The sequence below is a fragment of the Streptomyces sp. NBC_00572 genome, from assembly GCF_026341815.1.
Lineage (GTDB): Bacteria > Actinomycetota > Actinomycetes > Streptomycetales > Streptomycetaceae > Streptomyces.
Window position 1 is genome coordinate 3,042,196 of sequence record NZ_JAPENX010000001.1, and the last position, 12,774, is coordinate 3,054,969.

General features: G+C 69.2%; 10 protein-coding genes and 1 tRNA gene. 6 read left to right on the forward strand and 5 right to left on the reverse strand.

The window, feature by feature from the left end:
• The first annotated feature begins 38 nt into the window (after positions 1-38).
• From OG514_RS14025 to purM, 3 genes are all read left to right on the forward strand, one after another.
• A complete protein-coding gene (locus tag OG514_RS14025) occupies positions 39-938 on the forward strand; it encodes an META domain-containing protein (protein ID WP_266894446.1) in 900 nt (299 codons plus the stop codon).
• Between the two features lie 218 nt (positions 939-1,156).
• The gene (gene purF / locus OG514_RS14030; RefSeq protein ID WP_266894448.1) at positions 1,157-2,683 is read left to right on the forward strand and encodes an amidophosphoribosyltransferase; all 1,527 of its coding nucleotides are present in this window, start codon (positions 1,157-1,159) and stop codon (positions 2,681-2,683) included.
• Positions 2,684-2,740: 57 nt separating this feature from the next.
• Positions 2,741-3,808 carry a phosphoribosylformylglycinamidine cyclo-ligase gene (purM, locus tag OG514_RS14035; protein WP_266894450.1) on the forward strand — a complete coding sequence of 356 codons (1,068 nt, stop codon included), beginning with the start codon at positions 2,741-2,743 and terminating at the stop codon, positions 3,806-3,808.
• Between the two features lie 140 nt (positions 3,809-3,948).
• Here purM and OG514_RS14040 read toward each other — a convergent pair whose 3' ends face one another.
• Entirely contained in the window at positions 3,949-4,203 is a 255-nt protein-coding gene (locus OG514_RS14040; RefSeq protein ID WP_030318267.1) for a DUF3073 domain-containing protein, read from the reverse strand.
• Between the two features lie 280 nt (positions 4,204-4,483).
• Entirely contained in the window at positions 4,484-5,575 is a 1,092-nt protein-coding gene (locus OG514_RS14045) for a Glu/Leu/Phe/Val dehydrogenase dimerization domain-containing protein (protein WP_266894453.1), read from the reverse strand.
• Between the two features lie 156 nt (positions 5,576-5,731).
• Here OG514_RS14045 and OG514_RS14050 point away from each other — a divergent pair, with 156 nt between their 5' ends.
• The gene (locus OG514_RS14050) at positions 5,732-6,616 is read left to right on the forward strand and encodes a hypothetical protein (protein WP_266894455.1); all 885 of its coding nucleotides are present in this window, start codon (positions 5,732-5,734) and stop codon (positions 6,614-6,616) included.
• 592 nt (positions 6,617-7,208) lie between these two features.
• Positions 7,209-7,415 (forward strand): developmental transcriptional regulator BldC, encoded by a 207-nt coding sequence (gene bldC, locus OG514_RS14055; protein WP_003949541.1) that lies wholly within the window; start codon positions 7,209-7,211, stop codon positions 7,413-7,415.
• A gap of 341 nt (positions 7,416-7,756) precedes the next feature.
• On the opposite strand, the gene OG514_RS14060 is transcribed toward bldC, so the two are convergent.
• The 3 genes from OG514_RS14060 to hrpA form a co-directional block, all read right to left on the reverse strand.
• Complete coding sequence (locus OG514_RS14060; RefSeq protein WP_266894457.1) at positions 7,757-8,008, reverse strand: DUF6274 family protein; 252 nt, start codon at positions 8,006-8,008, stop codon at positions 7,757-7,759.
• Positions 8,009-8,135: 127 nt separating this feature from the next.
• A tRNA-Asp gene (locus OG514_RS14065) sits at positions 8,136-8,209 on the reverse strand.
• Positions 8,210-8,294: 85 nt separating this feature from the next.
• Positions 8,295-12,242 carry an ATP-dependent RNA helicase HrpA gene (hrpA, locus tag OG514_RS14070; protein WP_266894459.1) on the reverse strand — a complete coding sequence of 1,316 codons (3,948 nt, stop codon included), beginning with the start codon at positions 12,240-12,242 and terminating at the stop codon, positions 8,295-8,297.
• A gap of 124 nt (positions 12,243-12,366) precedes the next feature.
• Here hrpA and OG514_RS14075 point away from each other — a divergent pair, with 124 nt between their 5' ends.
• Positions 12,367-12,726: a hypothetical protein gene (locus OG514_RS14075; RefSeq protein WP_266894461.1), complete on the forward strand. Its 360-nt coding sequence runs from the start codon at positions 12,367-12,369 to the stop codon at positions 12,724-12,726.
• The last annotated feature ends 48 nt before the right edge of the window (positions 12,727-12,774 follow it).

Genomic DNA, 12,774 nt, shown 5'->3' on the forward strand with positions numbered 1-12,774 from the left:
CGACGGAACCGACTTCCGCCGCCGCCCGTCCCACCGCCATGCAGACGCAGACGCCGCGCACCCTCGCCTCCGCCGCTTCCGCCGCCGCCCTGGTCCTCCTCCTCGCCGCCTGCGGCACGGAGGGAGGCACCGCGGGAGCCGGCTCCGGATCAGGTTCCGACACCGTCTCCCCCGACCTGCCCGTCGCCGGTACCCATTGGACGATCGGCGCCGTCACGGTCGACGGCCGCAGGTCCGCCGCCCCTGACGGCGCCCGCGTCGAGTTCGGCTCCGACGGCCGTGCCCGGGGGAACAGTGGCTGCAACACCTTCGGCGCGACCGTCGCCGTGAAGGGGGACACCCTCACCGTCTCCCCGCAGGAGATCACCGAGATGGGCTGTCCCGGGGACCGGCAGCGCTTCGAGACCGAGCTGGTCAAGGCCTTCACCGGCCCGCTCAAGGGGAAGCAGAAGGGCGACGCCCTCACCCTGACCTCCGCGGACGGCCGCAACGGCCTGGAGCTGACCGCCGAGGCGGACCTCCCGCTGCGCGGCACGACCTGGAAGATCGACGGCCTGATCTCCGGCGACACCGCGTCCTCGCTGCCCGCGGGCAGCGGCGACAAGGCCCGTTTCGTCCTCGGCGCCGACGGCCGGGTCACCGGCAACCTGGGCTGCAACAACTTCGCCGCGACCGCCCGGGTCGAGGGGAAGACGCTCACGATCGAGGGCCCGGCGGCGACCACCCGGATGATGTGCACGAGCCCGCAGATGCAGCTGGAGACGAAGCTGTACGAGCTCCTCGACGGCCCGCTCACCTACCGCCTGGACCACCGGACGCTGACCCTCACCAACGCCGCCGGCGAGGGCCTGGGGGCGAAGGCGGCCGCCGGGACGACTGGCGAAACCTCTGAAGGAACGGGCGGAACGGACGGCCAAGAGCCCCCGGCGCCCCGGTGAACGACTCTCCGCGGGGTGCACTCCGTCACATCGCGGAGAGGGGAATCACCTGGTACGAGCGTCCGCTCGGGAAGGCCCCGGGGCCTTGAATCCCTTACCGCGCCTGCTTCGTAGCCCTCTCCGAGCCCGAGATGATCAATTCATGCGATCACACAAGCCTGGAGGCGCCGGATTTCCTCAATTCGGACCAGTGGTCGAGCCCGTCTACACTCGGAAACGTGCCACGTGGTGACGGTCGACTCAATCACGACTTGCTCCCCGGAGAGAAAGGCCCCCAGGACGCTTGTGGCGTCTTCGGTGTCTGGGCTCCGGGTGAAGAGGTCGCAAAGCTCACGTACTTCGGGCTCTACGCCCTCCAGCATCGGGGCCAGGAATCCGCGGGAATCGCGGTCAGCAACGGCTCCCAGATCCTCGTCTTCAAGGACATGGGCCTCGTGTCCCAGGTCTTCGACGAGACCTCTCTCGGTTCCCTCCAAGGTCATATCGCGGTCGGTCACGCCCGCTACTCGACCACCGGGGCGTCCGTGTGGGAGAACGCGCAGCCGACGTTCAGGGCAACCGCCCACGGCTCGATCGCGCTCGGCCACAACGGCAACCTGGTGAACACGGCGCAGCTCGCCGAGATGGTCGCCGACCTGCCCAAGAAGGAAGGCCGCAGCACCCGTGTCGCGGCCACCAACGACACCGACCTACTCACGGCGCTCCTCGCCGCCCAGGTCGACGACGAGGGCAAGCCGCTCACCATCGAGGAGGGTGCCGCCAAGGTCCTCCCCGATGTCCGCGGTGCCTTCTCCCTCGTCTTCATGGACGAGCACACGCTCTACGCGGCCCGTGACCCGCAGGGCATCCGCCCGCTGGTCCTCGGCCGTCTGGAGCGCGGCTGGGTGGTCGCCTCCGAGTCCGCCGCCCTCGACATCTGTGGCGCCAGCTACGTCCGCGAGGTCGAGCCGGGCGAGATGATCGCGATCGACGAGAACGGCATCCGCACCTCGCGATTCGCGGAAGCGAAGCCCAAGGGCTGTGTCTTCGAGTACGTGTACCTGGCTCGCCCGGACACCGACATCGCCGGCCGGAACGTGTACCTCTCCCGCGTGGAGATGGGCCGCCGCCTGGCGAAGGAGGCGCCCGTCGAGGCCGACCTGGTGATAGCGACGCCGGAGTCCGGCACCCCGGCCGCCATCGGCTACGCCGAGGCGTCGGGCATCCCCTTCGGCGCAGGTCTGGTGAAGAACGCCTACGTCGGGCGCACCTTCATCCAGCCCTCCCAGACCATCCGCCAGCTCGGCATCCGGCTGAAGCTGAACCCGCTCAAGGACGTCATCAAGGGCAAGCGCCTGGTGGTCGTCGACGACTCGATCGTCCGCGGCAACACCCAGCGCGCCCTGGTCAAGATGCTCCGCGAGGCCGGCGCGGCCGAGATCCACATCCGGATCTCCTCGCCGCCGGTGAAGTGGCCCTGCTTCTTCGGCATCGACTTCGCGACCCGCGCGGAGCTGATCGCCAACGGCATGTCGATCGACGAGATCGGCAAGTCGCTGGGAGCGGATTCGCTCTCGTACATCTCGCTCGACGGGATGATCGAGGCGACCACGATCCAGAAGCCGAACCTCTGCCGTGCCTGCTTCGACGGCGAGTACCCGATGGAGCTTCCGGACCCCGAGCTGCTCGGCAAGCAGCTCCTGGAGACCGAACTGGCCGCGGGTCCCGCTGCCACGGCGGCCTCCGACGCGCTCCGTCGCCCGTGAGCACCGTCGCCCGTAAGACCCCGCTGCAACCGCAGTACGACACGAAAGTTCTTCAGCATGTCTGAGACCACTGGTGCCAGCTACGCGTCCGCGGGCGTCGACATCGAAGCGGGTGACCGCGCCGTCGAGCTCATGAAGGAGTGGGTGAAGAAGACGCAGCGCCCCGAGGTCCTCGGTGGCCTGGGCGGCTTCGCCGGCCTCTTCGACGCCTCCGCCCTCAAGCGCTACGAGCGGCCGCTGCTCGCCTCCGCCACCGACGGTGTCGGTACGAAGGTCGACATCGCCCGCCAGATGGGCGTGTACGACACGATCGGCCACGACCTGGTCGCGATGGTCATGGACGACATCGTCGTCTGCGGCGCCGAGCCGCTCTTCATGACCGACTACATCTGTGTCGGCAAGGTCCACCCCGAGCGGGTCGCCGCCATCGTCAAGGGCATCGCCGAGGGCTGTGTCCTGGCCGGCTGCGCCCTGGTCGGCGGCGAGACGGCGGAGCACCCGGGCCTCCTCGGCCCGGACGACTTCGACGTGGCCGGCGCGGGCACGGGTGTCGTGGAGTACGACCGGCTGCTCGGCGCCGATCGCATCCGTACGGGGGACGCGGTCATCGCCATGGCCTCCTCGGGTCTTCACTCCAACGGGTACTCGCTCGTCCGGCACGTGGTCTTCGACCGCGCCGGCATGACCCTCGACCAGCGGGTCGAGGAGCTCGGCCGGACGCTCGGCGAGGAGCTCCTGGAGCCCACGAAGATCTACTCGCTGGACTGCCTGGCCCTCACCCGGACCACGGACGTCCACGCGTTCAGCCACATCACGGGCGGCGGTCTCGCGGCCAACCTGGCCCGGGTGATCCCGGACGGCCTGCACGCCACGGTCGACCGTTCGACCTGGGCGCCGGGCGCGATCTTCGACCTGGTCGGCAAGGCCGGTCAGGTGGAGCGCCTGGAGCTGGAGAAGACCCTGAACATGGGCGTCGGCATGATGGCCGTCGTGCCGGCGGACTTCGTGGACGCGGCCCTGACGACGCTGGCGGACCGGGGCGTCGAGTCCTGGGTCGCGGGTGAGATCACCGAGCGCGGCGCGCACACCACGGGCGCCGAGCTGGTCGGGGACTACGCGAACTAGAGCAGGGCAGTACACGGACGGGGCGCTCCTGAGGGGCGCCCCGTTCGCGTTGTGCCGTCCGCGGTCGGGCTCGGACGCGGACAGCACAGAAACCCGGCCGGGTGATCCCGGACCGGGTTTCTGTGATGCGATTCAGAAGGTCAAGCGCGACGCGGGGACGCACTGGGACCGGACTCGTCGTCCTCGTCCTCGTCGTCCTCGTTGTAGAGATCCGCGTACTGGGCGTACGGGTCGTCTTCCTCGTCGTCGTCCTCGAACGGCTCGCCATTCGGCGGCTGGTTCGAAGTCGAAGCGCCCAGCTCATTGGCCAGACGCGTCAGGTCTGTCCCGCCGCTGCTGTACTTCAGCTGGCGGGCGACCTTGGTCTGCTTGGCCTTTGCCCGGCCGCGCCCCATGGCTCGACCCCCTCGGTGACGGGGCTCGGTGGCCCCAGAGTCTTGACACGCGTTCATGATTCAGAACGGACTCTCGACAGAGAGACCGGTCCGTAGGGCTTCAACGGTACCTGTTTCCGCGGGTCTACGGTACGCCGCGCGCATCACATACCCCGGTACAGAACCTTCGAGGTGCCCTTTCCTCGCTGGTCAATCGCGATTTTAACCTCTTCTTGAGGGCCGACCCGCCGAGGGGCGTGAGCGAAGTCTCTTCGGCGGCGGGTCGGACCCCGGGTACGGCTCAGGCGCGGCGCGCGTCCGCCATCCGCTGCTCGGCGATCCGGTCGGCCGCCGCGGCCGGCGGAATCCCGTCCGCCTTCGCACGTGCGAAGATCTCAAGGGTGGTGTCGAAGATCTTCGTCGCCTTCTTCTTGCAGCGGTCGAAGTCGAAGCCGTGCAGCTCGTCGGCGACCTGGATCACGCCACCGGCGTTGACCACGTAGTCGGGTGCGTAGAGGATCCCGCGGTCCGCGAGGTCCTTCTCGACGCCGGGGTGGGCGAGCTGGTTGTTGGCCGCACCGCAGACGATCTTCGCGGTGAGGACCGGCACGGTCTCGTCGTTCAGGGCGCCGCCGAGCGCGCAGGGCGCGTAGATCTCCAGGCCCTCGACGCGGATCAGCGCGTCGGTGTCGGCGACGACGGTGACCTGCGGGTGCTTGTCGGTGATCCGGCGCACCGACTCCTCGCGCACATCGGTGATCACGACCTCGGCGCCGTCCTCCAGGAGGTGCTCGACGAGGTAGTGGCCGACCTTGCCGACGCCCGCGACGCCGACCTTGCGGCCGCGCAGCGTCGGGTCGCCCCAGAGGTTCTGCGCGGAGGCGCGCATGCCCTGGAAGACGCCGAAGGCGGTGAGGACGGAGGAGTCGCCGGCGCCGCCGTTCTCGGGGGAGCGGCCGGTGGTCCACTTGTTCTCGCGGGCGACGACGTCCATGTCGGCGACGTAGGTGCCGACGTCGCAGGCCGTGACGTACCGGCCGCCGAGGGAGGCGACGAAGCGTCCGTAGGCGAGGAGGAGCTCCTCCGTCTTGATCTTCTCCGGGTCGCCGATGATGACGGCCTTGCCGCCGCCGTGGTCGAGACCGGCCATGGCGTTCTTGTACGACATGCCGCGGGCCAGGTTGAGGGCGTCGGCGATCGCCGCGGCCTCGGTGGCGTACGGGTAGAAGCGGGTGCCGCCGAGGGCGGGGCCCAGGGCGGTGGAGTGGAGGGCGATGACGGCCTTGAGGCCGGTGGCGCGGTCCTGGCAGAGCACGACTTGCTCGTGGCCACCCTGCTCCGAGTGGAACAAGGTGTGCAGTACGTCAGCAGGAACGCCGGTCACATCGGTCACGGTGGTGACTCCCAAGTACGAAGCGGCGGTTTGCGGCCCTCCCTACGGGTGGGGGAGGACCAGTTCGGCAAGAGAGTAAGTCCTACCTGGGCGTAGATCAGCGGCAGTGCTCAGGATCACCCCCTCCCGGAGTACCTCCGTGGAAGGATTCGCGACATGTCGGTCGCCTCCTCGGTCCTCATTCCCTACGCGTCCTATCTGCGGGTGTACGAGCCGCTGGCCGCGTTCCCCGAGCCGGAGCGGACCCATTGGGCCCGGTACGCCCGCCGGCCGCGCACCCCGGGGGCGCAGGAGGAGCTGCGGCGCTCCCTCGCGGACCTGCTGCCGACGCCCCCGGTCCCGGTCCCGGTGCACGAGAGCGGGGAGGCCTTCGTCGCGCATCTGGACGGGGTGGTGGTGATCTGTCCGTGGCGGACCCGGCTGCGGGGGTGGCTGGCCCTCCAGGAGCTGGCGGACCAGTTCCCGGAGCCGGTGCTGGACGCGATGCTGCCGCCGGTGGTGCGCGCCCAGGTGGCGGCGGACCACGAGCGCTGGCTGGAGCGGAACCCGGACGCGCGGCCGTGGATCCGTACGGCGGTCTGGCACGTGCCGCTGCGCTGGTTCGCGCTCTTCGGGGACGAGGACCGGCAGTACGAGCCGGGGGAGCCGGCCGGGAGGGGCGGTGAGGGCGGCGAGGCCGCTACGGAGCCGGGCCGGGCGCCGGTGCTCCGCTACCGGACGACGATGGCGCAGGCGCGCCGGCGGCTGGCGCGGGCGCTGCGGGCCCTGCGGGAGTCGATCGACGACGGTCCCATGACAGAGGGGCTGATCGAGGTGGGGCGCTGGCTGGAGGAGTTCCATCCGCGGGCGCTCGTGGAGCTGGACTTCGGCGGTCTGGTGCACGCGGTCACGGAGGAGTGGCTGGCGGAGGACCGGTCGGCGGCTCAGCTGGCGGAGGGGATCGCGGCGCTGCGGGCCGGCGACGGCGAGGGGGCGAGCGACGTGTACGGGCGGCTCGCGGAGCGCTGGCGGACGGTCAGGGACCTGCGCTTCGCGAATTGACATCTCTCGGGCATCTTCGTCAGGTCGGTATCGACAAGACATGTCCGGCGGGTGTAAATGATCTTCAGGGGTGTCCGAATCTGCATGCCCGGATTTCGGTGCTCCTCTTCGTCCGCGGCGGTTCGGGTCTTTCGGCACCCGCATGGCGGGGACGTTGGTCCCGATCCGGGCCTTTGGCTCAAGCGTGACGGACAGCACTTACCGCACCCTTGCGCCCATCACCCACCCTCGTGCCAAAATAGGACAAGGAGTCCGGGGAGGGTTCCTTCCGTCCATCTATGGGCGGAACGCTCAGCATTGCACTCTATGGGGGGTCTGAGGACTCCTGATCGCTCTGTGACTGATCGTCACAGTGGCGTGACTGTCCGTTATGGCATGGTCCATCGACTTCCGCCGCTGATGAACACCTGCGAGGGCAATTCCATCGGTTTGGCCGACGTGGCTGGACGGATGGTGTAGTTGTAGTGCCGAGGACAAGCCGTTCGTCCTATAACCGACTCGGCCCGCTTCTGCCATTTCGGGCAACGCGGGTCAAGGTGCAGAATTTAGAGGAAAGAACCGAGAAGGTTCGGTTCTCCCGAGGAGGCCGCTCATGACCGCTCGCACCCCTGATGCCGAGCCGCTGCTGACCCCTGCCGAGGTTGCCACGATGTTCCGCGTGGACCCGAAGACGGTGACCCGTTGGGCGAAGGCCGGGAAGCTCACGTCCATCCGCACCCTGGGTGGGCACCGCCGGTACCGCGAAGCTGAGGTTCGCGCACTGCTGGCGGGCATTCCGCAGCAGCGCAGCGAGGCCTGAGGTCGCGCAAACACCCCGTAGTACCCCGCAGTACCCCGTAACACCGGGCCTGTCCGGATCCCCCAATCCGGTCGCCCACACCTAGCTCTGCCGACGGATTCCTGCCCCAACAGGCCTTCGTCAACGATCGCGCTGGACTCCGCCGGGTCTGGCGCGATCTTCTTTTGTGTCCGGCGCCACTCTTTGGAGAGCGGTGCAATTGCACATATTAAATCGGGCCGGTGTAGGGAGGGTGTAAGTGAAGCGGTTTCTGAAACTACCTCAGTGACTCCCGTCACACCTGCGAAGTCTTGCCAAAGAACAGCCTGCCACTTCGCGGAACGCCCCCAACCCGCCGTTGGTCATGGGTCGGTGGGACTTTCGTCCCCGCTGCCGTCCTCACTGCCGTCCGCCGGCTCCGCAGGCCCGGGAGTGCCGTCCTGGGGCTCGGGAAGGCCCTGAAGCTCCGGGAGCTCCGGGAGCTCCATGGAGAGCCGCAGGAGGCGGTGGCAGACCACGCAGTGGCGGGTGAGGTGTCCGTACCGGGAAGCGGCCGCCAGATGGGCGCGCAGCAGTGCTCTCGTTTCGTGCCGTGCTGCGGACGCCGCGGCCATGCGCGACCACCTCCGGTGTGGGCCCCCGAATCCCTGATGTCCGGGGTACCGGCGGGCCCGTGGCCCCGTCAAGACACGGGAACACAAAGAAAGGCCCGCATCTCGCGATGCGGGCCTTTCGGTAAAGCGAACCTGACGGGACTTGAACCCGCGACCTCCACCTTGACAGGGTGGCGAGCTAACCAACTGCTCCACAGGTCCTTGCTTGCGGCCCCTCGTGAGTGGCTGCAAGCAAGACTGTACAGCAGGTCAGCGGTCCGGTCGAACTCACCGACGGTCAGGCCCGTCAGGGGGCCGCCGCGTCGATCGCCTTCACGATCCGCTTGTCCGAGACCGGGTGCGCCGTGCCGAGCGCGTGGGCGAAGTAGCTCACCCGCAGCTCCTCGATCATCCAGCGGATGTCGGTGACCTCGGAGGGCACCGGGCGGCCCTTCGGGAGCTGTTCGAGCAGCCAGGCGTACTCGTCCTGCATCTCCTGGACCTTCTCCATCCGGGTGGTGTCCCGCTGCACCCCGGTCGGCATCTGCTGGAGCCGCCGGTCCACCGCCACCAGATAGCGCATCAGGTCCGGGAGCCGCTTGAGACCCGTACGGGTGACGAACCCGGCCGGCATCAGCCACGCCAGCTGCGCGCGCACGTCGGTCAGGTTGTTGATCAGCGCCAGGCTGTTCGTCGACTTCAGTCGGCGCTCGCACGCCTGCCAGGCCGCCAGGATCTGCTGGACCTGGCCCACCGTCCGTACGGTCGTGTCCACCAGGTCCGCACGCACCTTGTCGTACAGCTTCCGGAACGACTCCTCGTCCCACGCCGGACCGCCGTGCTCCGCGATCAGCTTGTCGGCCGCCGCGGTCGCGCAGTCGTCGAAGAGGGCCTGGATCGATCCGTGCGGGTTCGAGGACAGGGCCAGCTTCTGCTGGTTGGTCAGCTTGTCCGAGGCGAACTTCGCCGGGTTCACCGGGATGTTCAGCATGATCAGCTTCCGGGTGCCCCGCCACATCGCCCGCTCCTGCTCGGCCTCCGTGTCGAAGAGCCGTACGGCGACGGTCGCGCCCTCGTCCACGAGCGCCGGGTACGCCTTGACCGGCTGGCCGCCCCGCTTGGTCTCGAAGATCCTCGTGAGGGCGCCGACCGTCCAGTCCGTGAGCCCCGTGCGCTCCAGGGAGGGCCCGGAGCCGTCCGGGCCGCCCGTGGCCGCCGCGGCGGCCTGCGAGAGGGCCTTGCGGGCCTTCGGGCGCAGCTGCAGTCGCAGCGTCTCCAGGTCCTTGTCCTCGGCGAGCTTCCTGCGCCGCTCGTCGACGATCCGGAAGGTGACCTTGAGGTGCTCGGGGACCTTCGCCCAGTCGAAGTCGTCGGCCGTCACCGGCACGCCGACCATCCGCTGGAGCTCGCGGGCGAGCGCCCCCGCCAGCGGCTCCTGCACGGGCACGACCACGTCCAGGAAGCGGCTCGCGAAGTTCGGCGCGGGCACGTAGTGGCGGCGGATCGGCTTCGGGAGGGAGCGGATCAGCTCGGTGACGACCTCCGCGCGCAGCCCCGGGATCTGCCACTCGAAGCCGTCGTCCGTCACCTGGTTCAGCACCTGGAGCGGGACGTGGACGGTCACGCCGTCGGCGTCCGCGCCGGGCTCGAACTGGTACGTCACCCGGAACTTCAGCGGACCCTGCCGCCAGGAGTCCGGGTAGTCGTCCTTGGTGACCCCGGCGGCCTTCTCGTTGATGAGCATCTCGCGCTCGAAGTCCAGGAACTCCGCCGCAGAGCCTCCTTCGTGGAGCTTGTGCTTCCACCAGGAGTCGAAGTGGGCTCCGGACACGACGTGTTCGGGGACGCGCTTGTCGTAGAAGTCGAAGAGCGTCTCGTCGTCGACCAGGATGTCCCGGCGTCGCGCCCGGTGCTCCAGCTCTTCGACCTCGGTGAGGAGCTTGCGGTTGTCCGCGAAGAACTTGTGGTGGGTGCGCCAGTCGCCCTCGACGAGCGCGTTCCTGATGAACAGGTCGCGGGAGACCTCGGGGTCGATCCGGCCGTAGTTCACCTTGCGGTCGGCGATGATCGGGACGCCGTACAGCGTCACCTTCTCGAAGGCCATCACGGCCGCCTGGTCCTTCTCCCAGTGCGGCTCGCTGTACGTCTTCTTCACCAGGTGCTGGGCGAGCGGCTCGATCCACTCGGGCTCCACGCGCGCGTTGACCCGGGCCCAGAGGCGCGAGGTCTCCACCAGCTCGGCGGACATGACGAAGCGCGGGGGCTTCTTGAAGAGCGCGGAACCGGGGAAGATCGCGAACTTGGCGCTGCGGGCACCCAGGTAGTCGTTCTTCGCGCCCTCCTTCACGTCCTTCATGCCGATGTGGCTGAGGAGACCGGCGAGCAGCGACACGTGGACGGACTGCTCGGGCGCGTCCTCCTCGTTCACATGGATGCCCAGCTGCTTGGCGACCGTCCGCAGCTGCGCGTAGATGTCCTGCCACTCGCGGATGCGCAGGAAGTTCAGGTACTCCTGCTTGCACATCCGGCGGAAGGAGCTGGATCCGCGCTCCTTCTGCTGCTCACGGACGTACCGCCACATGTTCAGGAAGGCGAGGAAGTCGCTCGTCTCGTCCTTGAACCGGGCGTGCTGCTGGTCGGCCTGCGCCTGCTTCTCCGCCGGCCGCTCGCGCGGGTCCTGGATGGAGAGCGCGGCGGCGATCACCATGACCTCGCGGACACAGCCGTTCTTGTCGGCCTCCAGGACCATCCGGGCGAGCCGCGGGTCCACGGGCAGCTGGGCGAGCTTCCGGCCCTGCGGGGTGAGCCGTTTCTTCGGATCCTTCTCGTTCGGGTCGATCGCGCCCAGCTCCTGCAGGAGCTGCACGCCGTCCCGGATGTTCCGGTGGTCCGGCGGGTCGATGAAGGGGAACTTCTCGATGTCGCCGAGACCGGCCGCGGTCATCTGGAGGATGACGGAGGCCAGGTTCGTACGGAGGATCTCGGCGTCCGTGAACTCCGGCCGGGTGACGAAGTCGTCCTCGGAGTACAGCCGGATGCAGATGCCGTCGGACGTACGGCCGCAGCGGCCCTTGCGCTGGTTGGCGCTGGCCTGGCTGACCGGCTCGATCGGCAGGCGCTGGACCTTGGTCCGGTGCGAGTAGCGGGAGATGCGGGCGGTGCCCGGGTCGATCACGTACTTGATGCCGGGGACGGTCAGCGAGGTCTCGGCGACGTTCGTCGCGAGGACGATCCGGCGGCCGGAGTGCGCCTGGAAGACCCGGTGCTGCTCGGCGTGCGACAGGCGCGCGTAGAGCGGGAGGACCTCGGTGTTGCGGAGCTGCCGCTTGAGGAGCGCGTCCGCGGTGTCCCGGATCTCGCGCTCGCCGGAGAGGAAGACCAGGACGTCGCCGGGGCCCTCGGACTGGAGCTCGTCGACGGCCTCGCAGATCGCGGTGATCTGGTCCCGGTCCGAGTCCTCCGAGTCCTCTTCGAGGAGGGGCCGGTAGCGGACCTCCACGGGGTACGTACGGCCGGAGACCTCGACGATCGGGGCGTCGCCGAAGTGGCGGGAGAAACGCTCCGGGTCGATGGTCGCCGAGGTGATCACGACCTTGAGGTCGGGGCGCTTCGGGAGCAGCTGGGCCAGATAGCCGAGCAGGAAGTCGATGTTGAGGGACCGCTCGTGGGCCTCGTCGATGATGATCGTGTCGTAGGCGCGCAGCTCGCGGTCCGTCTGGATCTCGGCGAGCAGGATGCCGTCCGTCATCAGCTTCACGAAGGTCGCGTCGGGGTTCACCTGGTCGGTGAAGCGGACCTTCCAGCCGACGGCCTCGCCCAGCGGGGTCCGCAGCTCCTCGGCGACCCGCTCGGCGACCGTGCGGGCGGCGATCCGGCGGGGCTGGGTGTGCCCGATCATGCCCCGGACGCCCCGGCCGAGCTCCAGACAGATCTTCGGGATCTGGGTGGTCTTTCCGGAGCCCGTCTCACCGGCGACGATCACGACCTGGTGGTCGCGTATCGCCTCCAGGATCTCGTCCTTCTTCTGCGAGACGGGCAGCTGTTCGGGATACGTGACCGCGGGCACGCGTGAGGCGCGCCCGTCGGTGCGTTCCTTGGCCTTGGCCGCCTCGACGGCGATCTCGTCCAGGACGGCCGCGCGGGCCTCGGGCTTGCGGATGCGGCGGGCGCCTTCGAGACGGCGGCCGAGGCGGTGGGAGTCCCGCAGCGAGACCTCGGCCAGGACGGACTGGAGGGCGGCGAAGGAAGTAGACATACGGAATCCAGGATCGCACCTGCGGACGAGAAGCGGCGAACCGATTTACGAGTGGTTCCCCGGGGGTGCCCGCGCGAGGGTGCGTACTATTTCGGGCACGTCGACCGGACCGGAGAGGTTTCGCATGTTCTGCACCACCCGCGCGGCGGCGGCGTTCGCCGCGTTCGCGGCTCTGGTGCTCGGCCTCCTGGTGTGCGGAGCGACGGGCCCGTCCTCCCCCGGGGTACCGGCGACGGCCCCGCTCGTCGCGGTCGCGGCCGTGCCCGGATGCGACCCGGGCCACCCCGTCGAGGAAGGGGCCGCGGGTCCCGTCGTACCGCCGCGTGCGAGCGGCTTCGCCGAGCTGCTGCCGGCGCTCGCCGCCGACCGGACGCCGTGCGGGGCCCGGGTGCTGGATCCGGGCGGCCGGGGCGTGTCGGCCGGGCGGGAGCCACCCGCGCGCGTACTCCTGTCTCCCGTGGAGCTGTCGGTCCTGAGGGTGTAGACGGACGGCCGCCCTCCGCCGTCCGTCCCGTCCTGCGTACCTCAGGAG

Coding starts and splice junctions, on each gene's coding strand:
- OG514_RS14040 (WP_030318267.1), bottom strand. CDS start 4,203: ATGGGGCGCGGCCGGGCAAAGGCCAAGCAGACCAAGGTCGCCCGCCAG.
- hrpA (WP_266894459.1), bottom strand. CDS start 12,242: ATGTCTACTTCCTTCGCCGCCCTCCAGTCCGTCCTGGCCGAGGTCTCG.
- OG514_RS14050 (WP_266894455.1), top strand. CDS start 5,732: ATGTCGGTCGCCTCCTCGGTCCTCATTCCCTACGCGTCCTATCTGCGG.
- OG514_RS14060 (WP_266894457.1), bottom strand. CDS start 8,008: ATGGCCGCGGCGTCCGCAGCACGGCACGAAACGAGAGCACTGCTGCGC.
- purM (WP_266894450.1), top strand. CDS start 2,741: ATGTCTGAGACCACTGGTGCCAGCTACGCGTCCGCGGGCGTCGACATC.
- OG514_RS14025 (WP_266894446.1), top strand. CDS start 39: ATGCAGACGCAGACGCCGCGCACCCTCGCCTCCGCCGCTTCCGCCGCC.
- bldC (WP_003949541.1), top strand. CDS start 7,209: ATGACCGCTCGCACCCCTGATGCCGAGCCGCTGCTGACCCCTGCCGAG.
- OG514_RS14075 (WP_266894461.1), top strand. CDS start 12,367: ATGTTCTGCACCACCCGCGCGGCGGCGGCGTTCGCCGCGTTCGCGGCT.